Source organism: Rahnella victoriana, from assembly GCF_021276285.1.
Lineage (GTDB): Bacteria > Pseudomonadota > Gammaproteobacteria > Enterobacterales > Enterobacteriaceae > Rahnella > Rahnella victoriana.
The window spans coordinates 1,956,080-1,980,421 of record NZ_CP089919.1; the positions used below are offsets into that span (position 1 = coordinate 1,956,080).

A 24,342-nucleotide genomic window follows, 5' to 3' on the forward strand; every position below is an offset into this window, starting at 1 on the left:
GCGCAATATATTGAATTTAATAAAAGTCCTGATTTAAATAAAAATATCACTTCTGGCTATGGATCACAGGGATTAGGGGTACAGCAACAAATGGATTTATTAAAATTCTTACTTCGTCTGCCTTTTACATTGATAAAAGGCATCTTCCGCGCGCTGGCTTTCATTCTGGGTCTGCTGGGTCGCGTCTTTAAACCGGTGGTCGGCAATATTGACTGGCGGGCGCCCGGCTGGTGGACGGCCACCTCCGGCTGGCTGAAACGGGGTTTCCTGCGCATGGAAAGCGGGGTGGATAAATACCCGAAAACCATCAGCCTGACCATCCTGCTGTTACTCTGCGCCGCCGGGGCGGGCGTTTATGGCTGGCACTGGTGGCTCAACCGTCCGCAGCCGATCGAACCGGCACCGATGGTTTATCAGGACACCAGCGTGCGCGTCAGCGGCCCGGAAGCCGTCAATTATGCGGCGCAAAAACCGGCACCGCAGCAGGCGATTTTCACTTTCCGCCATTCTGCTGCGCCGGTGACGGACGTCGGTAAAGTGGTCGAAAAAGGGATTTCCCTGAAACCGGCCACCGAAGGGGAATGGAAATGGCTGAGCGGTTACACCCTGGCGTTCACCCCGAAAAACCCGCTGCCGATGGGCAGCAAATATGAAGTGAACTTCACGCCTGAGGTGCTGCTGGCGCCACAAATCAGGCTGGCAGAAACCCGCTATGAATTTACGGCTCCGGCTTTCGATTATCAGCTGGGGCAGGCCGAGTATTATCAGGACCCGCAGGATCCACAAAAACGCAGCGCGATTTTTAACGTGAAATTCAACGCGCCGGTGGATGTCGCCAGTTTCGAAAAACACATCTCCCTTGGCCTGACCGAAGGAAAAGCCAAAACCGAGTCGAAACTCAATTATTCCGTGGTCTATGACCAGAAAAAACTCAACGCCTGGGTGCATTCCGAACCGCTAAAATCGCTGGATCACGGCGGTGCCGTGCGCGTCACGCTTGGCGAAGGCATTAAATCTACCGTGCCGTCGAATTCGACTGCGCAGGCGAAAAATGCCGTGGTGTCTGTACCGACGCTGTACAGCCTGACGGTAAACGAAGCCAGCGCGCAGGTCGTGGATGCCGAGGGGGCGAAAGGTCAGCGTGCGCTGATCGTCGGGTTCAGCGACGCGGTGAAAGATAAAGATATCCGTCAGGCCGTCAAAGTCTGGCTGTTGCCGCAGCATAATCCTAACGATCAGGACGAGGCCAAAGGGCCGGATGATTACGCCAGCTGGGACGTCGACAGCGTGGAGAATAACGTCCTCGCCCAGTCCACGCCGCTGAACATTCAGCTCAATGACGCGGAAAGCGATTATCAGCTGCAGTTCAGTTTCCGCTTCGATGCCCCTGCGCACCGCGCCATGCTGGTGGAAATCGATAACGTGCTGACGTCGTCCGGCGGCTACAAAATGCCGGAAAAAGTCTACCGCATCGTCGCAGTGCCGGATTATCCGAAATCGCTGCAATTTATGTCACAAGGCTCGCTGTTGTCAGTCAGCGGTGACAAACAAATCAGCGTCGCTGCGCGTAACGTGCCGGGGCTGCGTCTGGACATCAAACGGGTGATCCCGAGCCAGCTGCAACACATCGTGTCGTTCAAAAGCCGTGAATACTCATCGGCGGAATTTAACCGTCTGAACGACGAGTATTTTACCGAGCACTTCAAATACCAGACGGCGGTAAACAACGACAAACCGGGTGAAGTGAATTATCAGGGCGTCGATCTTTCACGTTATCTCTCCACCGATCCGGCTTCGCATCGCGGCGTATTCCTGCTGACGCTGTCGGAATGGGATCCGAAGAAAAAAGAACAAAAACCCGAAGCCGATGACGACGGCAATGTCTATCAGGATGAAGAGCAGAGCGGAGATGATGCGCCGGTCGGTGATTCGCGATTCGTCGTGGTCACCGATCTGGGGATTATCGCCAAGCGTTCGCAGGATAAAACCCGCGACGTGTTTGTGCAGTCGATTCACAGCGGGGCGCCGGTCGCGAACGCCAAAGTCTCTGTCATCGCTAAAAACGGGGTGACATTGCTGACCCAGACCACCGGTGCCGACGGCCACGTGCGCTTCCCGGCGCTGGACGTGTATACCAGCGAACGCCAGCCGGTGATGTTCCTGGTGGAAAAAGAGGGCGATGTCTCCTTCCTGCCTGCGGACCGCAATAACGATCGCGGCCTCGATTTCTCCCGCTTTGACGTCGATGGCGAAATCACCCCGAACGATTCGCGCACGCTGAGCAGTTATCTGTTCTCCGATCGCGGCGTTTATCGTCCGGGCGACACCTTTAATATCGGGTTGATCACCCGTGCCGCTGACTGGAGTCACGGTCTGGCGGGCGTCCCGGTACGTGCGGAAATTCACGACCCGCGCGATAAGCTGATGAGCACTATCCCGCTGACGCTGGGTGCCAGCGGTTTCAATGAACTGAGTTATACCACTGACGATAATTCACCGACCGGTGAATGGAATGTTTATCTGTACCTGATCGGCAAAGACAATGAATCATCGACCTTCCTCGGGCATACCGCCGTCAACGTCAAAGACTTTGAGCCGGATCAACTGAAGGTCAAACTGCAACTGACGCCGGACCGCAAACAGGGCTGGGTGAAACCGTCGGAATTGCAGGCCAATATTGATGTGCAAAACCTGTTTGGTACGCCCGCGCAGGACCGCCGTGTAACCTCGAAACTGACGCTGCGCCCGATGTATCCGAGCTTCGATCAGTTCCCGGATTACGCCTTCTACGAGAACCGCCAGAACAGTGACGGTTTCGAAACGGAACTGGAAGACCGTACCACCGATGAAAACGGTGCCGCGAATATCCCGCTGGATCTGAAATCTTACGCCGACGCCACCTATCAGCTGCAACTGCTCTCCGAGGCGTTTGTGGCCGGTAGCGGGCGCTCGGTAGCCGCAACGGCGCGGGTGCTGGTGTCACCGTATGATTACCTGATTGGCGTGAAAGCCGATGGCGATCTGGGTTACATCAACCGCGATGCTGCCCGTCATCTGAACATTATTGCCGTCGACCCTTCCCTTAAACAGATGGCGATGCCGGACCTGAAAGTCGCGCTGATTGAACAGAAATACATTTCAGTGCTGACCAAGCAGGATTCCGGCGTCTACAAATACCAGTCGAAAATGAAGGAAGTGCAGTTGTCGGAACAGCCGCTGTCGCTGACGGCGCAGGGCAACGATCTGACGCTGGCGACGGACAAGCCGGGCGATTTCGTGCTGGTGGTGGAAGACGCGAAAGGCAACGTGCTGAACCGCATTGGTTACACCGTGGCCGGTAACGCCAACCTCAGTCGTTCGCTGGACAGAAATGCCGAGCTGAAGCTGAAACTGAATCAGGCGGAATATCAGCCGGGTGAAGAAATCGAGGTGTCAGTCAACGCGCCGTACACCGGCAGCGGGTTGATCACCATCGAGAAAGATAAAGTATACAGCTGGCAGTGGTTCCACACCGACACCACCAGTTCCGTGCAGAAAATCCGCGTACCGGCGGGAATGGAAGGCAACGGCTATATCAACGTGCAGTTCGTGCGGGATGTGAATTCCAACGAAATCTTCATGAGCCCGCTGAGCTACGGCGTGATGCCTTTCAAAATCAGCACCAAAGCGCGTCAGAACTACCTTGAAGTGGATGCGCCGGAAGTGATTAAGCCGGGCGAAAATCTGGCCATGACGGTGATGACGGACGGCCCGCAACAGGTGGCGCTGTTTGCTGTCGATGAGGGCATTTTGCAGGTGGCGCGTTATCGCCTGAAAGATCCGCTGGAATACTTCTTCCGTAAGCGCGAACTGGGTGTGGAAAGCGCGCAAATCCTCGACCTTATCCTGCCGGAATTCAGCAAGCTGATGCAGCTGGCGGCTGCGCCAGGGGGCGACGCCGGAGAAGGACTGGATCTGAACGTCAATCCGTTCAAACGTAAGCGTGATAAGCCGGTGGCGTACTGGTCGGGCATTACCGAAGTGAACGGCGAGAAGCAGTTTGATTATCAGGTGCCGGATTACTTCAACGGCAAGATCCGCGTGATGGCCATTTCCGTGACGCCGGACAAAATCGGTAAAGCGCAGACTTCTGCGACCGTGCGCGACAACTTCATCATGACGCCGAACGTGCCGTCGATGGTGGCGCCGGGTGATGAGTTTGATGTCAGCGTTGGCGTGAGCAATAACCTCGAAGGTCTGAATGGCAAAAGCATTCCGGTTGCGGTTCACCTGACCGTGCCACCGCAGCTTGAAGTGGTCGGTAAAGCCGAACAAAGCCTGTCACTGGCGGAAAAACGCGAGGGCGTGATGAATTTCCGTCTGCGCGCGAAATCTCTGCCGGGGGATGCGCCGCTGGTGTTTGACGCGACGTATGGCGACAAAACCAGTCGCCGGACGATCAGCACCTCGGTGCGTCCGGCGATGCCGTTCCGTACGCAATCAGTCATGGGACGCATGAGCGGCAGCAGTCAGAACGTCGATAACCTGCGTCAGATGTTTGATGCTTACGCGGTGCGCAAAGCGGCGGTATCCAACTCGCCGCTGGTGCTGACTAACGGGTTGTCGCAGTATCTGGCGGATTATCCGTATTACTGTTCTGAGCAGATTGTCAGCCGCTCGGTGCCGCTGATCCTCGAAACGGTACATCCGGAAATGCGCGGTAACCTCAGCCCGGCGGACAGCAACAAACAGCTTAAAGACATGCTGGCGGTGCTGCGTTCCCGTCAGAATGACAGCGGCGCGATTGGCCTGTGGCGCTCATCGCCGCAAACCGATCCGTTCGTCACGCCGTACGTGGTGCAATATCTGCTGGAAGCCAAAGCCGCGGGCGTTGCATTGCCAGCCGGAATGCTGGAAGAGGCCAATTCGGCTCTGCGCGAACTGGCGGCAAATCAGAATGATGATCTGTATACCCTGCGTCTGCGCGCGTGGGCGGTGTATCTGCTGACCCGTCAGGGTGAAATCACCACCAGCTCGCTGGCCTCGGTGCAGGACACCCTGCAACAGCGTTACCCGGACACCTGGAAAACCGATCTCAGTGCGATGTATCTGGCCTCGTCTTATCGTCTGCTGAAAATGGATGATGAGGCGAATACCCTGTTGCAGCCGACGTGGAAGCAACTGAGCAAGGCGTATGACAAAGCCTGGTGGACACAAAGTTACTTTGATCCGCTGGTACAGGACGCGACGCGGTTGTATCTGATCACCCGTCACTTCCCGGAAAAAGTCTCCGCCATTCCGCCGCAGGTGCTGGAAAATATGGTTAAGGCGCTGAAAGAGGAACGCTACACGACTTACTCCTCGGCGATGAGCATTCTGGCGCTGGAGAGTTATTCCGCCCAGGTGGCCGCGCAGGCCACGGCACCGGATGCGTTGAAAATTACGCAGATCAGCAAAACGAAAAACGTCGAACCGCAGGTCATTTCGCAGGTTCAGGGGCTGTTTGCGAAAGCGAACTTCACCGCCGACGCGAAGGCACTCCGCATTGAAAACGGCAACAATGCGCCCGCGTGGTACGTGGTGACGCAGGCGGGTTACGATCTGGCTGCACCGAAGAAAGCCATTTCACGCGGTCTGGAGATCACCCGTGATTACACCGATGAAAAAGGCAACGCCGTCACGCAGATTACGCTGGGGCAGAAGATCAACGTGCATCTGAAAATCCGCGCCAATTCGCAGGAAGGACAGGATAATCTGGCGATTGTGGATTTGCTGCCGGGCGGATTCGAAGTCGTCCAGCAAACGCCACCGGAACCGGAATCCGACGACAGTGATGAAAACAGCGACGCCGACGCGTCGGCATCCTGGCTGTCACCGCTGGCGGCATCGGGTTCCACATGGGCACCGGATTACAGCGATATTCGTGAAGACCGTGTGGTGATTTATGGCAGCGCCAGCACCGATGTGCAGGAGTTTGTGTATCAGATTAAAGCCACGAACACCGGCAGTTTCCTGATCCCTCCGGCTTACGGCGAAGCGATGTATAACCGCGAGGTTCAGGCGCTTTCCGTCAGCGACCAGAAACTGGTCGTCGTGCCCGCGGCTGACGCTAAAAAATAATAAACCGTCGCTAACGCCCCGCTAAAATCGCGGGGCGTTAGCGGGTCTGAGTAGCAAGATGATCACCTTTCCCGCGTTTTTCAAATCCACCAAACGGCTGCTGCAAAATATCGCGATGGCCGTTTTTTTACTGGCGCTGATGGTGCTGGCGTGCCGTCTGTGGCCGCATCCGCCTCTTTCTCAGGGACAACCTTTTTCCACCGTCTATTATGACCGGCAGGGTACGCTGATGCGCATCACGCTGGCGAACGACGACCGTTACCGGCTCTGGACGCCGCTGGAGCAGATATCTCCGCTGGCAATCAATGGCCTGTTACTGCATGAAGATCGCTGGTTTTATATCAACCCCGGTTTTAATCCGTTCAGTCTGTTGCGCGGATTCTGGCGCAGCTATGTGGCGGGCGGCAAAATGCAGGGCGGCTCGACCATCAGCATGCAGCTTGCGCGTATGCACTGGCATCTCAATACCCGCTCGCCTTCCGGCAAAATCATGCAGGTTCTGCGCGCGGTGCAGCTTGAACTGAGTTACTCCAAACACGATATTCTCGAAGCCTATCTCAACGCAGCGCCTTATGGCCGCAACATTGAAAGCATCGGCGCGGCCAGTCTGATCTATTTCAACAAAGCGCCGAAAGATCTGACCTTGCCGGAGGCGCTGACGCTGGCCGTTTTACCGCAATCCCCCAGCTACCGCATTGACCCCAAAACCGGTGTGCTGGGTAATGCACTGACGCAGGCGCGTAACCGGCTTTTCCTGCGCTGGCAGACGCATTATGCCACCGACAGCAGCCAGACCTCCTTGTTCCGGTTGCCGCTGGCGCTGCGTCAGCCTGAACGGATGCCGTATATTGCGCCGCATCTTATCGAGCAGTTACGCCAGCAAAACCAGCAACTTGCCGGTACGGATACCCGTACGGACACCACCATAGACGCCGGTTTGCAGCGGCTGACTGAGCGGCAGGTGAATGCGTTTATCACCCGTAACGAAAGCCGCGGCATTCACAACGCCGCCGTTTTGCTGGTCGATACCCGCGATATGGGCGTGCGGGCGCTGGTCGGTTCCGCTGATTATTACAACCGGACTATTCAGGGGCAGGTGAACGGCACCAACGCCCGGCGCTCGCCCGGCTCTGCGCTGAAACCGTTTATTTACGCGCTGGGCATGGAACAGGGGGTGCTGCATCCGATGACCATCCTGAAGGATGTGCCTTCGGCGTTTGGTGCCTACGCACCGGAGAACTTTGACCGGCGATTTCTTGGTCCGGTGACGGCCACCGATGCGCTCAACTTCAGCCGTAATATTCCTGCTGTGTATGTCGCGTCGCAGCTTCGCCAGCCGACGTTCTATCAGTTTCTGCGCCTTTCCGGCGTCGCGGATATGGCCAGCGAAAACCATTACGGGTTGTCGCTGGTACTGGGTGGCGGCGAAGTGACGATGCAGGAACTGGCAAAGCTGTATGCACTGCTGGCGAACCGGGGTGTGTTGCAGCCGTTACGGATGCAAAAAAGCGATCCGCGCCAGACAACGCCGGTGCGTTTGCTGAGTGAGGAAGCCAGTTTCATGACGCTCGATATGCTGCGTCAGCACCGCCGTCCGGGGGATACGCTGGCGCAGACGCCTTCCTCGCTGCCGGTGTACTGGAAAACCGGCACTTCGTGGGGATTTCGCGATGCGTGGAGCGTGGGGATTTTCGGGCCATACGTGTTAGTGGTATGGGAGGGGAATTTCGACAGCAAAGGCAATAACGTGTTTGTCGGCGCAGACGCCGCTGCGCCGCTATTCTTCAATATTATCGACAGCATTAACGCCAGCTATCCCGAATTGCAGGAGCCAAAACGCCCGTTGCCTAAAGGGCTGAAGCGGGTGGATATCTGCCTCGCCAGCGGTGATTTGCCGACGCCGTGGTGTCAGCAAAAAGGCAAAACCTGGTTTATTCCCGGCAAATCGCCGATCAAAGTGGATACCGTTTACCGGCCGGTGCGTCTCGATAAACTGACCGGTGAAGTGGCGTGCCCGCCTTTTGAGGAAGACCAGACCCGTACGGAAGTGTTTGAGTTCTGGCCGTCAGATCTGGCGAATGTCTTTGCGCAAGCCGGGCTGCCAAAACGCAAACCACCGGCCAGTCACTGCAAGGATGAAGGCATGGATGTCGGCGGTAACCCGCCGCGCATCACCTCACCGCTGAAAAACACCACGTACACCTTGCGGCAATCCCGGCAAGGCCGGGACCGGATTTCCTTTAACGCGGTGACGGATGCGGACAGCAAAACGGTCTACTGGTTTGTGGATGATATCTATCTCGGCAGTTCCGCCAGTAAAACCGCCATCGACTGGCAGCCCATCAATAACGGGCAATACCGCATCCGCGCAGTGGACGACCACGGACGCGCGGACAGCCGGTTGGTGAGTATTGAGATTGTGAACTAGGAGCCATCGCGGGCTTATCTGATATCGACTTTCAGCGTTGCCATACCACTGAACTCGCCGGTATCCAGCCCGCCACCAATGAGGTTAACCGGGTAGGCGGTCATAGATATATTGCCGATACCATTTTGGTTCATCGGAAGGTTTCCTGATTCGAAAGGGATTGCCAACCCGCCCGCGTTTTCAACCCGAATACCTATGTCAGCTTTGTTATCTGAAGGTCGGCGTCTTGCCACCAGCGTGTACTGATCCGCCAGATCGTCACCTTTCAGCAGCATGGCCAGCTGTGTACCTGTCGGGATCTGAGGCAATCCATGTGCTGTACAGTCATATGTGATGTTGAACGTGGAAGGAATAAAGCCCTTAGGGGGTTGACCGAGTGTGGTGAATTTGTTGGCTGCGATAGCACCGAAGTTGACAGTGATTGTCTCACCCTTATTGATTTCGCAACTTTGAGGCACGGTCAGTTTGCCACTGATGTACACGCGTGCAACGGGGGAGCCCAGCGGTGGCGCGGTCACTATCGCCGTACCTGAGGACAAGTAAACCTGTGCAATCTCTGTTCTTGGAATCTCCAGTTCACCGATGAAAGGAGTGGTAATAGAAAAGGATAATGAACCTTTTGCCCCAACATCGAAGCTGGCACGGGTATTTTGCTGGGCGCAAACGCCGTTATTATTGGCATCAGTGTGATGCGTCGCATCACCGAGTGTTTTCGCTGTTGGTACAGCAATACCTGTTGCTGGCGGCAGATCGAGCAGTGCTTTGACGTCAATATGATCGTTAATTTTGTAATATCCCGGCTCAGTGCCTTTAGGCAGGGCCGTTTTCACGGTGTACATCAGCAATACACCGCCACTGCTATTGGCATCATTGTCAGTACAGTTGCAGACGATGGTGTAATTCTGCATCCCCCCGTTCATATTCCGTTCATACTTTTTCCCTCTCTCGTTATCAGTCGCGGGAATATCTTCGTGAAGAAAATTTTCATAATCCGCCCCTGCGCCATCTTCCGGCGAACACATGGCTGACCCTGCCAGTGCAAAGGATGAAAAACTGTTGAGGGTAATCCCCAGAAGGGTGAGCTTTAAGAGAGATGTCAGGTTGCGCAGGATCTGTTTTTTAGTGTGCATAAATTATCCTTAAATACACTTAGTCGTCAGTGAGTTAACCTGAGCGGTTGAGGCGGAAAGGCTGATCTGAGCCTGACATTGCTGGGATGCGGCATTTCCCCATTTCACATGGAGCAGAACAGGTTTCTCCAACGGAATACCCGACAGATAAACGACGCCGCCTTCATCAACGATATTGCTTTGTTTTTCAGTCGTAGCGACGGCACCGAAAGGTACCGTCGCCCCGTTTGAGCGCACCAGCGTCACCAGCACCCTGGCGCCCACGCGGGCATCAAAGTGTGCGGTCACCATAGCGCCAGAATTGGGGATCACGGTGGCTGAGGTGTTTTCGATATCCACATCCCCCGGCAACGTCGTTGTATCCATCGCAATGCGGTTTTCGTTATACGCAGTCAGGTATGGGACGACAGCAAACCCGCGCCAGTCAGTTCTGACGCCGGGAAGGTTTTGCAGACGTGCGCCACTGGCACCATTGGTGTCTATTAATGCAAAAGATTCCCCGAGCGGTTGAGACAACGTGATGCCATGAGCATGAGCCACAATGCCCCCCGCAATGCCATAGCTGAATTGCTGCGAATCCTCGCTGTAGTTGTAACCGGCATTGAGATTGCCAAAGGACGAGCGATAGGATGAATACAGGTTGCTGCTGCTTTCGCTGTCCTGATCGGTGTAACTTTGCTGCATCGAATAACTCAGGCGACGATCGTCAAGTGCGGTTCCGCTCAATCCAACCTGATGACGCGTGCCTTCGCCTTTCTGGTTAGAGACATTGTAAGTGGCCCAGCTTTGAGGCAACCAGCGACTCAGAGGGATACGAAGGTTCAGGGATACCTGCTGATCGTCATCCTCACCTTGTAATTTGCTGTAGGAATAACTCAGGTTATAACTGATGCCAAACACGCTGTGGTTGAAGCCAAGCGAGAGATTTTTCTCTTTGCCGCTGTTGTTCCAGTAGTCCTGCTCATAACCTGAAAGATATAAGCTCGCACCGTCCCACAATGTCTGGTTGATATTGAACTGAACTTTGCTGCGCTTGTGGTAATCAAGAGCAGATGTATCCCCTTCATCAATATGCTGCGTTGATTCGTCAAAATCGTAATAACCGGCACTCGAATAGCGATAACTCGCCAGACTGAAATTGGTGTCTGTCATTTCTATATTCTTGGAATACTGGACGCGATATGACTGACCCGATGTGGTCTGATGGTTGTCCAGTGTCGTGCGGGCATGGGTAAAATCTGCGGAAATTCCGCCTAACCACTGAAGGTTATAGCCGAGCCCGAAAAGGGCTGAGAGGTAATCTTCCGATGCCACCGAGCCGCCGTAGATGGTGATGGTATTGGAAAAGCCATAAATAGCCGTGCCCTGGGCGAAAGTGGGCTCTTTTTCATCGGCATTCGTGGCCCGGTAAACACCCGCGGTTGCGGTATATTTCAAACGCCCCGGACGCTGCATGATCGGAATAGCGGAAAACGGCTGATTAAAGCGACGCTCCGTGCCATCCGCTTCTTTCACCGTTATCTCAAGATTTCCGCTATAGGAAGAAGGATAAAGATCGTTTATCTCAAATGCGCCTGGTGGTACAAAGGACTGATAAATAATGTGATCATTTTGCCGGATGGTCACTTCAGCATTTGAGTTCGCGACGCCCCGTATTGTCGGTGCGAAACCCCGCTGACTGTTTGGCAGCATATTATCGTCGGAGAAAAGCTGAACCCCTGAGAAAGGAACACTGCTGAGGATTTCCCCGGACGTTGAATTTTCACCGATCTGGAATTTTGATTTTAAGGCTTTTATATCCCGTTCGGCATAGGTTGAGATCGTATCCCAACGCTGCTCATCCCCGCTGTTACTGTAGGTCGTGTAATTGCGTACGCGCCACGGGCCAGCGTTAAACCCGTTTTGTAAATTCAGATACTGACTGGAGTCGTCGCTGCCATTGCGGTTGCTACGTTGGCCGCCGGAATAGGAGTAATTTGAGAAGAGGGCGGGTTCGCCATCATCCCATTTTGTCGGGTCAATATAATCCTGAGCATTATGGACGATCGCAGCCTGTGGAATGCTGAAGTTAAGCTGCATGAGGAAGAAATCAAATTTGACGTCGGCAGCAGGGATATATTGCGCAAGCTGACCCAGCGGGGTATCAGGCTGATGATTTTTTAACGCCGGAAAAGCATCAACATTGACGCCCAGTGCCCGCAATATATCAGGCGTAATTTGTGGCTCAAGCGTGCCATCTTCTCTGGATAAGTAGCTTATTGAACGACGTAATTTTAACTTTTTGTTCACATATAAAGCGGTGTCATAGTCACCGGGCAACTGTGCCTGATCATTATTCTGGAACAAGGAGAGATCAACTTCCCCCACATCCCCGGCTTTGCGCTCGATGAACTGAGGATCGAAATAGACGCTTTCTGAACGGGCGGCGTGAGAGGCGAGTAATCCAAAAGCCGTACCGGCCAGCAGGCGACTCAGTTTAAGCACGAGCGGCGCTGAGTGTTTTTTAACGTCTCCAGACAAGCGTGTCTGTAAAAATTTTTCATCCGTGAGCATAGTTTTCTCGTACTTCTGAGTGGTCGTCATCAGGCGATGGCTGCGAGTTATGGGGTGGCTTTGTTTGTCTGATTACAAAGGTTGTTCATAGGGTTCCGTTGTTCCGCCATAGTCATTAATCGCATCCCATTTCACGCTGCTGCCTGAAGTATTCGCCGGTAGAACGACATCCAGCTCACTTAAAGGAGCAATCATCGCCACTTCTTTTAAAAAGGTAGGGCCAATGCTGAGTGAGCTGAACACGACGTGATAGGGACTCGGGTTTTTAATAATGAGATGCCCGTTGTTTCGCGTAAAAGTGAGAGACTTTGGTGCTTCAAACGCTTTTCCTGACAGTGATGTCGGCCGGTAAAAGAGTTTTATCCGCGTATTGACCACCAGTTTGAGTTCATTTTTTGTATTTTTAGGCGTTGAAGGTATCGCCTTAACATTGATATAGAAAACAGACTCTCTGTCGGCAGGAAGAGACTTTCCGTTATAGGAAATGCGAAGGTTGCTTTCCTGTTGTGCATTCAGGCGAAATAACGGCGGCGTGATGATGAAAGGACCGCGTGTTTTTTCTCCCCCGGCATCAACCCAGGACTGTATCAGGAATGGATTGCTTTCTGAGTTGTTTTTAACAGAAAGACTCGCTTCTCTTTTATTCTCATCATAAATAACGCGGGTTCGCCCCACGACAATGCCACCCGCATAAGACAGTTGTGATGTGAGTAATGAAAATATAATCAAAATCAATGTAAGTGGATTTTTTTTACCCATACAGATATCAACCCTTAGAGTAGTAATATATTCAGACGATAATTAGATGAACGCTTAATAAAAATGCCCTGTAAGGATTTTCCCTACAGGGCATGATGAAAAGTGCTTATCGGTAATCGAGAGTAACTTTTACACGCGCGTCTGCGGCACCGGCAGTGATATCACCAGCTAATTTAAATGACTCATAGTATGCAAGCAGATCGACAGTCATGACTTTACCAGGGATAGGATAAATAATGTCTGGTAACCCGTTGATTTTCATAATCTGATTCGTTTTGGCATCTTCGACCCGAATACCGACGCCATCTGCCATGGCATCGCCATAATCATTGCCAAGGGCAATCAAATCAGTGGTATCAGCAACGGTATCTGCTTCCAGCCATATCCGGAAATGGGGAGTAGGGTTCGTCGCTGTAACGATAGGGCAGTTATCAAGTGGCAGGGTGAAAGGGATTTTTGGCGAGAGGTCACCAATTTCCTGGAATTGTGCTGCTGAATAAGTCCCTAACGGTATATTGAGTTCTTCCCCACCATTAATCTCACAGGCTTCTTCGACAATTGCCCCGGTAAAGTTTATGGCACCATCGATCGCATAGCTATTTGCAGCCATAGCCAAAAATATCCCGCCCGCTAAGAGCTTGAACTTGTTTTTCATTTTTTGCATCCATTCAGAAATAGAAAATAAAGGGTTGTCTAAAGATAAGTTGAGTCAATAAGAGTAAAGCCAATTCAACCTCTTTAGGCGGCGGATTCTATCAAGTGTTTTATACCTTGAATAGTAGAGGGTCGCTAATCGATTTCAATGATCTGAACTTTTTATCCTAATATATAAATATGGATGATCTTTAATATTTGAAAATTCACTTGAATGATCGGTTGGTGGCTAAATGATCTCTTTTTAAAAGAAAGCATCATTTTCACTCCTGTATTATTAAGTAAACTTATTTTTCGATTCATTAAAATTAATAATTATTTTACCGGACAGCGGTTGTTTTGCTTTTTTTTCACCCAAAAGGTCAGGTCAGAAAGGTCAGGTCATGTACAGCGGAAGGAGAGGCGCAGCTTTTCGTGGGTGGACAAACGGTAACAAACCAACCTTCGCGTGCGGAAGATTCCTCTGATATTGTTGATAAATTAGGAAATCCATAATCATTGTTACAATTTCGGCTAGAATATATACCATTAAACGCTGTTTGTTTTGGCTGACATTTCTAACAATACAAGCTTCAGGCACTCACGCCTTTGGGAGAGTTACATGCAAGAAAATCACAAGATTCTGGTGGTCGATGATGACATGCGCCTGCGCGCACTTTTGGAGCGTTATCTGACCGAACAGGGCTTCCAGGTGCGTAGCGTTGCCAATGCTGAACAGATGGATCGTTTACTGACCCGTGAGTCATTCCACCTGATGGTGCTGGATCTCATGTTACCTGGTGAAGACGGGCTGTCTATTTGCCGTCGTCTGCGCAGCCAGAGCAACCCGATGCCGATCATTATGGTCACCGCTAAAGGTGAAGAAGTTGACCGTATCGTGGGCCTCGAAATCGGTGCCGACGACTATATTCCTAAACCGTTTAACCCGCGTGAACTGCTGGCCCGCATCCGCGCTGTCCTGCGCCGTCAGGCCAATGAACTGCCGGGTGCGCCTTCTCAGGAAGAAGCGGTGATCTCCTTCGGTAAATTCAAACTGAATCTCGGGACCCGCGAAATGTTCCGTGAAGACGAGCCTATGCCGCTGACCAGCGGAGAATTTGCCGTGCTGAAGGCGCTGGTAAGCCATCCTCGTGAGCCGCTGTCCCGTGACAAGCTGATGAATCTGGCGCGTGGTCGTGAATACAGTGCGATGGAACGTTCTATCGACGTGCAGATTTCCCGTCTGCGCCGCATGGTGGAAGAAGATCCTGCTCACCCGCGCTATATCCAGACCGTCTGGGGCCTGGGCTACGTGTTTGTGCCGGACGGCAGTAAGGCATGAAGCGAATACGCTTTTCACCGCGTAGCTCGTTTGCCCGAACACTGTTATTAATCGTCACCTTGCTGTTCGTCAGCCTGGTGACGACCTATCTGGTGGTACTGAACTTCGCCATTCTGCCCAGTCTGCAGCAGTTCAATAAGGTGCTGGCATACGAAGTGCGTATGCTGATGACCGACCGGTTGCAGCTGGAAGATGGTACGTTACTGGCCGTTCCACCGGCATTTCGTCGCGAAATCTACCGTGAACTGGGCATTTCTCTTTATACCAACTCTGCGGCCGAAGAGAGTGGTCTGCGCTGGGCGCAGCACTACGAATTCCTCAGTCAGCAGATGGCGCAGCAGCTCGGTGGCCCTACCGATGTGCGCGTCGAGGTTAATAAGAATACCCCGGTGGTGTGGCTGAAAACCTGGTTGTCGCCTGACATCTGGGTGCGTGTCCCGTTAACCGAAATCCATCAGGGCGATTTCTCGCCGTTGTTCCGCTATACGCTGGCGATTATGTTGCTGGCCATTGGTGGCGCGTGGCTGTTTATCCGTATTCAGAACCGACCCCTGGTGGAGCTGGAGCACGCGGCATTGCAGGTGGGGAAAGGCATTATCCCGCCTCCGCTGCGCGAATACGGGGCGTCTGAAGTCCGTTCCGTGACCCGTGCGTTCAACCAGATGGCTGCCGGGGTCAAATTGCTGGCGGATGACCGCACCCTGCTGATGGCGGGTGTCAGTCACGATCTGCGGACCCCGCTGACCCGTATCCGTCTGGCGACAGAAATGATGAGTGATGATGACAGTTATCTCGCCGAGTCGATCAATAAAGACATCGAAGAGTGCAACGCAATCATTGAGCAGTTCATCGATTATCTGCGTACGGGCCAGGAGATGCCGACCGAAATCACCGATCTCAACGGTATTCTGGGGGAAGTGATTGCAACAGAAAGCGGTTATGAACGTGAGATCGACTCTGATCTGGCCGACGGCGAATTGCTGGTCAATGCGCATCCGCTGTCCATCAAGCGTGCCGTGGTCAATATGGTGGTGAATGCCGCCCGTTACGGCGATGGCTGGATTAAAGTCAGCAGTGGCCGGGAACTCCAGCGGGCGTGGTTCCAGGTGGAGGACGACGGTCCGGGCATTGCGCCTGACCAGCTTAAGCATCTGTTCCAGCCGTTCGTACGCGGTGAAAGCGCACGAACGACCAGCGGAACCGGACTGGGTCTGGCGATTGTTCAGCGTATTGTGGATGCCCATTCAGGCACACTGGATATCGGGAAGAGTGACCGGGGTGGATTACGGATCCGGGCGTATCTGCCGTTACCGGTGGAGATGCTGAAAGCGGTGGCGGTTCAGCAAAAACCGGTTTGATTAAGGGGAGTCTTAATGATCCTGTTTTCAGACGGATGAAAGTTTCGGTTTCTCCATTCGGGATTGCAGCCTCAGGTCTGCAACCTGTCATTCAGCACGTTTCTGAACCGCCCGCACGAGGCAGATTTGCTCCTCCCCCTGCGAAGGGGGAGGCAGGGAGGGGGTTTTAAGGGCTAACACCGGGTCAGAGCAAACGCTAACACCTTAATTTTTCTTTAATACCCCACCCCAACCCTCCCCTTCGCAGGGGAGGGCGTTTTACGGTTGTCGCTGCAGCACCGGAAGCAAAGTCAGCGGGCGGAGCGCGCAGTGAAAGGCCAGTGCCGGCAATCCACCCCTCAACTCTTCCTGCTCATCACATAATATTCTGCCGCTTCTTCCCGCCATCTCGGGGTCTCCGCTGCATCCCACGGATTAATCAGTTCTACGCCGGTGTGGACAAACACGTCTGCGTGATCCGTCGCCAGCGTTGCCTGATGGTTCAGACAGATTGCGGCGAGCTGAATATCACGCTCCGCCATCTCCATATTGGCCGCCTTCGATAAGGCCGTCACCCGCGGATAATACAGCGCGCTGGGCGCATCAAACGGCAACAGCCTGCCAGCGAAATCCTCATTGAGCATGTCCAGCAAGGCGGCAGAAAGTGCGACTTTGGGGTGTTCCGGTGCCAGATTGTCGACCCAGCTGAAAAGCGCCGCGACGCTCAGACTGGTCAGGTATAACTGTCCGATGTCCTGCGTATCCAGCCATTGCAGGACGTTTTTTTGCGGCCTGGGATGGATCATCTCAAGGATCACGGCGGTATTGAGAATCATCATTCGGGAGGCATTTCCAGTGGTGCGCTGCTCAGATCAGCGAAACGCTGGCGGAGCTGGCTGCCCAGCCCAAAATCAGGCGCCGTTGTGGTCAGCGCCTGTTTCAGAATCAGACGCGCTTCTTCTTCCATCGAATGGCCTTTTCTGGCCGCCGCGATGCGCAATAATTCCTTCACATCATCATCCAGATTCCGAACGGTAATCGTCGCCATATGAGGCTCCTCTGACAGCAATGCTGTCATTCTGAAATGCCGTGGGGCCGGTTGCAATAAAAAAGGCGCGGAAGTCCGCGCCTGTGATGAGATTGCCAGAAGATTAGCGTTTCGGGCCCGCACTGACCAACGCGGCACCGGCCGGGGTATCTGTGTATTTATCAAAGTTATCGATAAACAACTGGGCCAGATGTTCCGCTTTTTCCTGCCATTGCTCACGGCTGCCGTAGGTATTACGCGGATCCAGAATGTGCGTGTCGACGCCCGGCAGCGTCACCGGCACCGTCAGGTTGAACAGCGGTAACGTGAAGGTTTCCGCATCATCGATCGTCCCGTTGAGGATCGCATCGATAATGGCCCGGGTATTTTTCAGTGAGATGCGTTTGCCGGTGCCGTTCCAGCCGGTGTTCACCAGATACGCCTGCGCCCCTGCGGCTTCCATACGCTTCACCAGCACTTCGGAATACTGTGTCGGATGCAGCATCAGGAACGCCGCGCCAAAGCAGGCGGAAAAGGTCGGGGTGGGTTCAGTGACGCCACGCTCGGTGCCTGCCAGTTTGGCGGTGAAGCCGGACAGGAAATGGTATTGCGTCTGCGAGGGGGTAAGGCGTGAAACCGGCGGCAAGACGCCGAACGCATCGGCCGTCAGGAAAATCACTTTGCTGGCGTGGCCCGCTTTCGATACCGGTTTGACGATATTCTGGATGTGATAAATCGGATAGGAAACGCGGGTGTTTTCGGTTTTGCTGCCATCGTTGAAGTCGATTTTGCCGTCCGCACTGACCGCCACATTTTCCAGTAACGCATCGCGTTTTATCGCACCGAAAATTTCAGGTTCGGCTTCCTGACTGAGTTTGATGGTTTTGGCATAGCAGCCACCTTCAAAGTTAAACACGCCGTCATCGTCCCAGCCGTGTTCATCATCGCCGATAAGCTTACGTTTCGGATCGGTGGATAACGTGGTTTTACCGGTGCCGGAAAGCCCGAAGAATACCGCCACATCGCCTTTTTCGCCGACGTTCGCCGAGCAGTGCATCGAGGCGATCCCCTGCAATGGCAGCAGATAATTCATCACCGCGAACATGCCTTTCTTCATTTCGCCGCCGTACCATGAGCCGCCGATCAGCTGGATACGTTCGGTCAGGTTGAAGGCGATGAAGTTTTCAGAATTCAGCCCCTGTTTCTGCCAGTCCGGGTTGGTGCATTTCGCGCCGTTCATCACGATGAAATCAGGTTCGAAATTTTCCAGTTCGCTGTCGTCCGGGCGGATAAACATGTTTTTGACGAAATGGGCCTGCCAGGCGACTTCTGTAATAAAACGCACTTTCAGACGGGAATCGGCATTTGCGCCACAGAATGCATCAACGATAAACAGACGCTTGCCGGACAACTGTTTGCTGACCAGCGCTTTCAGCGATGTCCAGATTTCCTGCGACAGCGGTTTGTTGTCGTTTTTCCCCTTGCCCTGATCAGACCACCACAGCGTATCGCGGGTGGTGTCATCACGGACGATGTATTTATCTTTCGGCGAGCGGCCGGTGAAGATGCCGGTATCGACATTCACAGCGCCAAGCTCTGTCACCTGCCCGCGCTCAAAACCCTCCAGGCCCGGCGCGGTCTCTTCGGCAAAAAGAGTATCGTAATCAGGGTTATAGACAATTTCGCTATTCTGGTGGATCCCATAAAGGGCGAGTGTTTCGGCGGTGATCCCGATAGTGGTAGGCATTTCCCTGCTCCTTGCTGAACTTGAACCCCTCAGATAGGGATAAATCAGTTGTTATTGTAGGTATATATCGCGTTTGTGCCGCGACAGGTCTCAAAGAATAACGGGAGATGTGAAGGTTTTTCCAGAATTGTGATGAAAAACCCGAAAGGTGTGCAAATGAGGTTATGGAAAAGCAATAAAAAAGGGACTTTCCGGTGAAAAGTCCCTCAGGCTGAATGTGTTACCGATCAATGAACGTGGTCATCGCCGGAATGAACATCACCGCCCGCTTTCAGCGTCGCCATATCCATTGCGTCAAACTCATAGTCTGCGCCGCAATAATCGCAGTGCATTTCGATTTTGCCGTCAGCTTCCAGCATTTCGAGAATATCTTCATCCGGCAGCGTCATCAGCGCACCTGCACAACGTTCGCGGGAACAGGTGCAACGGAAACATACGGCCTGCGGTTCATACAGGGTGACTTCTTCCTGATGATAGAGGCGATACAGCACTTCGTTGGCGGGCAGGGTGAACAACTCTTCCGCCTTGATGGTGGTGGTCAGCTGTGCCAGATGGCTGAACTCTTCCGGGTCGGTATCTTCCGCTGGCAGAACCTGCAACAGCATACCGCCTGCGGCTGGCTGGCCTTCCACTTCACCGGTACGGATGAAAATACGGGTCGGCAACTGCTCGGACTGCATAAAGTAGTTTTCCAGGCATTCCGCCAGATTTTCGCCTTCCAGCCCCACGACGCCCTGATAGCGTTCGCCGACACTCGGAGAAATGGTGATCACCATATAGCCGTTGCTAATCATCTCTTTCAGCGAGCTGCCTTCTGCGATGTCGCCTTGCAGACGGGCGATGCCGCGTAGTTCCTGTTGGTTATTACCGTTAATCACCGCCAGTTTCAGCGGGCCATCGCCCTGCAACTGCACGGTAATATCGCCGTCGAATTTCAGGGTGGCGGTCAACAGGCTGGTCGCTACCAACATTTCACCCAACAGGTTACGCACTTCGGCCGGATAATCGTGACCGGCAACAATCTGCTGGAAAGTTTCTTTGAGCGAGACCAGTTCACCGCGGACGGCGTGATGGTTGAACAGGTAGCGATGCAGTTGGTCGTGGTTTGACATAATTTTCTCTCTTTGTGGCGATTTATTCCGAATCGCCATATTTAAATTTGATCAGGTTGCGGCGTTCCTTTTTGTCCGGACGGCGGTCCGGATGCGGCATGGCATTCATTTTGCGCGCCTCGGAGATTTTTTCCCGGCTGGCAATGCTCGCCCCGGTTTCCTGATACAGTTTCTGTGCTTCTTCCGCACTGCGGCGCTGAGTCGTCAGCCCCAGAACAATGATCGTTTTGGTGTCATTTCCCTGACGCAACGTAATTTCGGCATTCAGTTCCATCAGCTTGCTGGGTTTCCCCCGCTGGCCGTTGTAATGCACTTTGCCGCCATCAATCATCTCGCGTGCCAGCGCGCGGGTCTTATAAAAACGAGCCGCCCACAGCCATTTATCGAGGCGAACGGCATTATCGTCGTCTTCCTTTTTACCTTTCATGTTTCTCCCCTGAGCTTACCGGTATTACTGAGCCTGGCCTGTTACGGGGTGAATGGCGGGCAACAGGCTTCGGTAGTCACTAATGGAGGGATGCCCCTCAAATGACTTGTTTGCCATGGTCGAATCCGGATTTTCTATACCCAGACAATAGCGGATACCGAAGGTTTTTGCCGCATTGAGGATAGGTTCACCGTCATCGACAAATAAGGTTCTGTCAGGGTTAAAGCCTGTTTGCTGCTGCACCGCCGACCACAACCGCTGATCTTCCTTCGGATAACCAAATGTGTGGGTAGAAAGTAATAAATCAAGGTGCTGGTCTAATCCGGTATGTTCAATTTTAACGGAAAGACTGTGCGGATGCGCATTGGTCAGCAAAATGGTCTGTCGCCCGCTTTTCCGCAGATGCGCCAGAAAGGGCAGCGTATCGTCGCGTAAGCGCGCATTTTTGCCGATGCGGGTCGTCATCTGGTAAATATCCAGATCCAGCCTTTCGCTCCAGTAATCAAAGCAATACCAGTTCATGGTGTGCTGAACGGCAAGGTATTCGTCATGAATTAACTGGCGCGCATTTTCCAGCGGAATGGCGCGTTGCTGGCTGAGGGCGAGCGGCACGTCTTGTAGCCAGAACTGGCTGTCGAATGCCAGATCCAGCAGGGTGCCGTCCATATCCAGCAAAACGGTATCAATGCATTTCCAGTCAAAATCAGGGGGCATGAAAACTCCATGTCCTGCGGCCGGAGGGAACAGCGAACGCAGGAACGCATCAGTGAAAGCAGGGAAGGGGGTCAGATTAGCATAAACGGGCCGGGTGGCGCAGAGCCACCCGGCAGTTTCAGCCCAGCTGATGAGCCGGCATCGTGATCAGCGTAGGATGGAAACAGGAATTGTAATATTGCTGAATGTCGTCGATACGACGTTTATCTTGCACGAAACGGCGGATAAACAGCACGGTATTGACCACCAGTACGCCCACCAGCAGGAACAGCAGCAGACTGGTACCAAGATACCGCCACAACGTCGCAATATCCGGTTCACTGTGCAGCGAAATATGACGGGTGCCGTTGGCATCCACGCTGATACTGGTGATCACGCCCTGCGCGCTGAACGGCGTGTGCAACAACTGCGTTGATAAGTGTTGCAGCTGTTTCCATTGTTCCTGCGGCGGATTAGCAAATACGCCCACCGGCGGCACCGGCAGTTCAATCAGCTGACGACCTTCGTCATTGCTGATGAGGAAGCCACCCGGTGGCGGACTGTTAAGGCTGTCTGCCGCACGGCGGGTTTCCTGAATAAAGAACGAAGAGGTCGCGTTATTCACCAGTTCGCTCAGGGACTGGGCGCTGACCGGACGTAACAGAACGTTAATTCCCTGCAACGTGCCCGCTTTAGCCCGCTTCAGCAGCGAATTCCAGTTACTTGAATTACCCAGATTCACCAGCGCATTTTTCAGCCGGACGCAGTCGTTGCTGTTTCCGCACAGTGCTTCGGTTTTCAGTACGATATCCGCGAAGTCATCGAGCAGGATCATGCCGGATTTTTCAATGGCGGTGGCCAGCTGCGGGTTAATGTTTTGTTCGGGTGCCTGGTTCTGGCCGGGGTGTAACTGGTTGTTCACCGTCGTTTGCAGCGCCGTAGCGGCATCAATGATTTCTGACTGAGGCACCGGCAGCGGCGTCGCGGTATTCCAGTAAATGGCAGAACAATCAAAAGGCATAAAACCGGACGCAGAACGGCTGGCGGACGGCGGCACATAACACATGCCGGTTCCCTGAACTTTCAGGGTATCGCCGACGCGCAGGGCGGCCTTTTCCAGTTCCTGCACGCTGTTAACCTGTGAGCTTTGCGCGCCCTGAAGCCAGGCCACGCTGAGTTTGAGCGGCAGGCCAAGCGGAACATACACCAGTAACGCCAGCAGCAGAAGGAAGGCGCTGGTGGCGAGCACCAGATTTCTTCCCCATTGCTGGAGCGGAAATTTCTTCACCTCTTCATGCAGCGACAGCACACTGCCCTGACGCACGACGTGGCTGTTCATATAGACTTCCACATCCGTCGGCTGGCCGAGATCACGGCCAATATAGGGCTGCCAGTGCGGCGGATATATCAGGTCTACTGCACCGAGCGAAATATTGCTGATATCGCCCTGTTTGGATTCCCCAAACAAACCCCAGCGTTTGGGTAAACCGCGCAGGCAATGGATTTCCTTGCGGTTTTTACCTAAGCGTTCGCAGACCAGTCGCCAGATAACCCACACCGCCAGTCCGGCGGAAATGGCCAGCAGCCAGGGAAGGAACATCACCGGGCTTTGCAGCGTGACGAAAAACATCAGCAGGATCGCGGAAACCGCCAGCGCTTCTTTGACACCGTTGGAACGGGTCAGGGCGTGTTCCTCGCGGGTTTCGCGGCGGACTTTAACCAGTTCAATGTGTTCGCTTTCTTCATGACGAATCGAGGCGTTCTGCGGCTGTGAAGGCATCACCGCCGACACCGGCGCAGGTCCTTCATAAACGTGATCCGCCAGCGTATGGCCGTTGAGTGAAATCACCAGCGGCAGGCTTTGCGTCTTGATCAGTTCGACCTGATTTTCCTGAGCGATGTATTGCTCCCAGAACGGGGGCAGGTGAATTTCAGTCGCATCGAGGAAATAGCGCCATTTATTGGGATCTTCGCTCGCCACCCCATAGCGGGTGATCGCGCGTTTCAGGCTGTAAACATTTTCGCTTTTGGTGGTCAGCGTCAGTTTATCGCGCAGGATGATCAGATTATTGCGGTGGGTAATAGGGGTCTGGCCGAGGCCTTCGTTTTGACGCAGATAACGCTCAACAGCATCACGTTCTTTCTGAGAAAGTTTGCGCTGACTCGGTGTGGAGAAACGCACGACGGACTCGTCGCGTTGGCGGCGGCGCAATACAAGCCAAAAATAAGACGCTGTGGCAATAATTGCGATACACAACAACACCAGTGTCACCAGCCATAAGCTAACGTGCTTTTTTTGCACGATTAACGCTGTTTTTTTACGGGTATTTTGTACGGGAAATACGCAGGGGCAAGACCGTTTTTCAGTAAAGATTGCGATGCTGGCGTTCATTAACGCACAATGACGTCTGATAGCCGTCTGTAAACAGAACAACGAACCCATTTGAACACCTCTGGTCAGGTGAATAATACGTTGGGGAAGACATGACAAAACACCTGCAAAAACCGAAAATCATGAAGGTGGAAACCGTGGCCCGTTCGCGTTTGTTCACCATCGAATCTGTCGATCTGACGTTCAGCAATGGCGCTGAACGTGTGTATGAACGCATGCGTCCTTCCGATCGGGAAGCGGTGATGATTGTGCCGATCATTGATGATGAGCTGCTGTTAATTCAGGAATATGCCGTGGGCATCGAAAGCTACGAGCTGGGCTTTCCCAAAGGGCTGATTGATCCTGGCGAAGGTGTGCTTGAGGCGGCTAACCGTGAACTGATGGAAGAAGTGGGCTACGGCGCGCGCCACTTTGATGTGCTGGCAAAACTGACCATGGCGCCTTCCTACTTCTCCAGCCGCATGAATATCGTCATTGCCAAAGATTTGTACCTGAAAAGTCTGGAAGGCGATGAACCGGAACCGTTGCCGCAAACGCGCTGGCCGGTGTCGCGCATGATGGAATTGCTCGAACACCCTGATTTTTGCGAAGCCCGCAATGTCAGCGCGTTATTCCTGGCGCACGATTTTCTGACACGAAACGCCCGCTGATCCCGCCATAAAA

General features: G+C 53.5%; 16 protein-coding genes. 5 read left to right on the forward strand and 11 right to left on the reverse strand.

Annotation, left to right across the window (positions count from 1 at the left end; all coding sequences use genetic code 11):
• Nucleotides 1-90: 90 nt before the first annotated feature.
• Together J9880_RS08985 and pbpC are read left to right on the forward strand one after the other, a co-directional pair.
• The gene (locus tag J9880_RS08985; protein ID WP_232770344.1) at nucleotides 91-6,099 is read left to right on the forward strand and encodes an alpha-2-macroglobulin family protein; all 6,009 of its coding nucleotides are present in this window, start codon (nucleotides 91-93) and stop codon (nucleotides 6,097-6,099) included.
• Between the two features lie 58 nt (nucleotides 6,100-6,157).
• Complete coding sequence (pbpC, locus tag J9880_RS08990) at nucleotides 6,158-8,527, forward strand: penicillin-binding protein 1C (protein WP_232770345.1); 2,370 nt, start codon at nucleotides 6,158-6,160, stop codon at nucleotides 8,525-8,527.
• 14 nt (nucleotides 8,528-8,541) lie between these two features.
• Here pbpC and J9880_RS08995 read toward each other — a convergent pair whose 3' ends face one another.
• The 4 genes from J9880_RS08995 to J9880_RS09010 form a co-directional block, all read right to left on the reverse strand.
• Nucleotides 8,542-9,657 carry a fimbrial protein gene (locus J9880_RS08995; protein WP_095923819.1) on the reverse strand — a complete coding sequence of 372 codons (1,116 nt, stop codon included), beginning with the start codon at nucleotides 9,655-9,657 and terminating at the stop codon, nucleotides 8,542-8,544.
• 9 nt (nucleotides 9,658-9,666) lie between these two features.
• Nucleotides 9,667-12,210 (reverse strand): fimbria/pilus outer membrane usher protein, encoded by a 2,544-nt coding sequence (locus J9880_RS09000; protein ID WP_408637233.1) that lies wholly within the window; start codon nucleotides 12,208-12,210, stop codon nucleotides 9,667-9,669.
• Nucleotides 12,211-12,282: 72 nt separating this feature from the next.
• The gene (locus J9880_RS09005; RefSeq protein WP_095923817.1) at nucleotides 12,283-12,969 is read right to left on the reverse strand and encodes a fimbrial biogenesis chaperone; all 687 of its coding nucleotides are present in this window, start codon (nucleotides 12,967-12,969) and stop codon (nucleotides 12,283-12,285) included.
• A 106-nt stretch (nucleotides 12,970-13,075) separates the two neighbouring features.
• Nucleotides 13,076-13,624, reverse strand: coding sequence for a fimbrial protein (locus J9880_RS09010; RefSeq protein ID WP_232770347.1), 549 nt, complete (start codon nucleotides 13,622-13,624; stop codon nucleotides 13,076-13,078).
• A gap of 600 nt (nucleotides 13,625-14,224) precedes the next feature.
• Here J9880_RS09010 and ompR point away from each other — a divergent pair.
• Nucleotides 14,225-14,944, forward strand: a complete 720-nt coding sequence (gene ompR / locus J9880_RS09015) for an osmolarity response regulator transcription factor OmpR (protein ID WP_009635740.1) — start codon at nucleotides 14,225-14,227, stop codon at nucleotides 14,942-14,944.
• Nucleotides 14,941-16,302: a two-component system sensor histidine kinase EnvZ gene (gene envZ, locus J9880_RS09020; protein ID WP_095923815.1), complete on the forward strand. Its 1,362-nt coding sequence runs from the start codon at nucleotides 14,941-14,943 to the stop codon at nucleotides 16,300-16,302. The genes ompR and envZ overlap by 4 nt, the downstream gene beginning before the upstream one ends.
• A gap of 338 nt (nucleotides 16,303-16,640) precedes the next feature.
• Here envZ and J9880_RS09025 read toward each other — a convergent pair whose 3' ends face one another.
• The 7 genes from J9880_RS09025 to J9880_RS09055 all read right to left on the reverse strand — a co-directional run bounded on the left by J9880_RS09025 (nucleotide 16,641) and on the right by J9880_RS09055 (nucleotide 23,559).
• Nucleotides 16,641-17,120 carry a PIN domain-containing protein gene (locus J9880_RS09025; protein ID WP_232770348.1) on the reverse strand — a complete coding sequence of 160 codons (480 nt, stop codon included), beginning with the start codon at nucleotides 17,118-17,120 and terminating at the stop codon, nucleotides 16,641-16,643.
• A complete protein-coding gene (locus J9880_RS09030; protein ID WP_095923813.1) occupies nucleotides 17,117-17,329 on the reverse strand; it encodes a FitA-like ribbon-helix-helix domain-containing protein in 213 nt (70 codons plus the stop codon). The genes J9880_RS09025 and J9880_RS09030 overlap by 4 nt, the downstream gene beginning before the upstream one ends.
• Before the next feature lie 103 nt (nucleotides 17,330-17,432).
• Nucleotides 17,433-19,055 carry a phosphoenolpyruvate carboxykinase (ATP) gene (pckA, locus tag J9880_RS09035; protein WP_232770349.1) on the reverse strand — a complete coding sequence of 541 codons (1,623 nt, stop codon included), beginning with the start codon at nucleotides 19,053-19,055 and terminating at the stop codon, nucleotides 17,433-17,435.
• 227 nt (nucleotides 19,056-19,282) lie between these two features.
• Entirely contained in the window at nucleotides 19,283-20,167 is an 885-nt protein-coding gene (hslO, locus tag J9880_RS09040; RefSeq protein ID WP_232770350.1) for an Hsp33 family molecular chaperone HslO, read from the reverse strand.
• Between the two features lie 22 nt (nucleotides 20,168-20,189).
• Nucleotides 20,190-20,594: a ribosome-associated heat shock protein Hsp15 gene (gene hslR, locus J9880_RS09045; RefSeq protein ID WP_095923810.1), complete on the reverse strand. Its 405-nt coding sequence runs from the start codon at nucleotides 20,592-20,594 to the stop codon at nucleotides 20,190-20,192.
• A 24-nt stretch (nucleotides 20,595-20,618) separates the two neighbouring features.
• Nucleotides 20,619-21,308 (reverse strand): GMP/IMP nucleotidase, encoded by a 690-nt coding sequence (gene yrfG / locus J9880_RS09050; RefSeq protein ID WP_232770351.1) that lies wholly within the window; start codon nucleotides 21,306-21,308, stop codon nucleotides 20,619-20,621.
• A 118-nt stretch (nucleotides 21,309-21,426) separates the two neighbouring features.
• On the reverse strand, nucleotides 21,427-23,559 hold the full coding sequence (locus J9880_RS09055; protein ID WP_232770454.1) for an intracellular growth attenuator family protein: 2,133 nt from the start codon (nucleotides 23,557-23,559) through the stop codon (nucleotides 21,427-21,429).
• A 212-nt stretch (nucleotides 23,560-23,771) separates the two neighbouring features.
• Between J9880_RS09055 and nudE the strand changes: the two genes are divergently transcribed.
• On the forward strand, nucleotides 23,772-24,329 hold the full coding sequence (gene nudE, locus J9880_RS09060; RefSeq protein ID WP_119825301.1) for an ADP compounds hydrolase NudE: 558 nt from the start codon (nucleotides 23,772-23,774) through the stop codon (nucleotides 24,327-24,329).
• The last annotated feature ends 13 nt before the right edge of the window (nucleotides 24,330-24,342 follow it).

Excerpts from the sequence above, each read along its gene's own strand:
- yrfG (WP_232770351.1), bottom strand. The coding sequence starts at position 21,308 with ATGCCCCCTGATTTTGACTGGAAATGCATTGATACCGTTTTGCTGGAT.
- pckA (WP_232770349.1), bottom strand. The coding sequence starts at position 19,055 with ATGCCTACCACTATCGGGATCACCGCCGAAACACTCGCCCTTTATGGG.
- hslR (WP_095923810.1), bottom strand. The coding sequence starts at position 20,594 with ATGAAAGGTAAAAAGGAAGACGACGATAATGCCGTTCGCCTCGATAAA.
- J9880_RS08985 (WP_232770344.1), top strand. The coding sequence starts at position 91 with ATGGATTTATTAAAATTCTTACTTCGTCTGCCTTTTACATTGATAAAA.
- J9880_RS09030 (WP_095923813.1), bottom strand. The coding sequence starts at position 17,329 with ATGGCGACGATTACCGTTCGGAATCTGGATGATGATGTGAAGGAATTA.
- nudE (WP_119825301.1), top strand. The coding sequence starts at position 23,772 with ATGACAAAACACCTGCAAAAACCGAAAATCATGAAGGTGGAAACCGTG.
- hslO (WP_232770350.1), bottom strand. The coding sequence starts at position 20,167 with ATGTCAAACCACGACCAACTGCATCGCTACCTGTTCAACCATCACGCC.
- J9880_RS09005 (WP_095923817.1), bottom strand. The coding sequence starts at position 12,969 with ATGGGTAAAAAAAATCCACTTACATTGATTTTGATTATATTTTCATTA.
- J9880_RS09025 (WP_232770348.1), bottom strand. The coding sequence starts at position 17,120 with ATGATGATTCTCAATACCGCCGTGATCCTTGAGATGATCCATCCCAGG.
- J9880_RS09010 (WP_232770347.1), bottom strand. The coding sequence starts at position 13,624 with ATGAAAAACAAGTTCAAGCTCTTAGCGGGCGGGATATTTTTGGCTATG.
- ompR (WP_009635740.1), top strand. The coding sequence starts at position 14,225 with ATGCAAGAAAATCACAAGATTCTGGTGGTCGATGATGACATGCGCCTG.
- pbpC (WP_232770345.1), top strand. The coding sequence starts at position 6,158 with ATGATCACCTTTCCCGCGTTTTTCAAATCCACCAAACGGCTGCTGCAA.
- J9880_RS08995 (WP_095923819.1), bottom strand. The coding sequence starts at position 9,657 with ATGCACACTAAAAAACAGATCCTGCGCAACCTGACATCTCTCTTAAAG.
- envZ (WP_095923815.1), top strand. The coding sequence starts at position 14,941 with ATGAAGCGAATACGCTTTTCACCGCGTAGCTCGTTTGCCCGAACACTG.
- J9880_RS09000 (WP_408637233.1), bottom strand. The coding sequence starts at position 12,210 with ATGCTCACGGATGAAAAATTTTTACAGACACGCTTGTCTGGAGACGTT.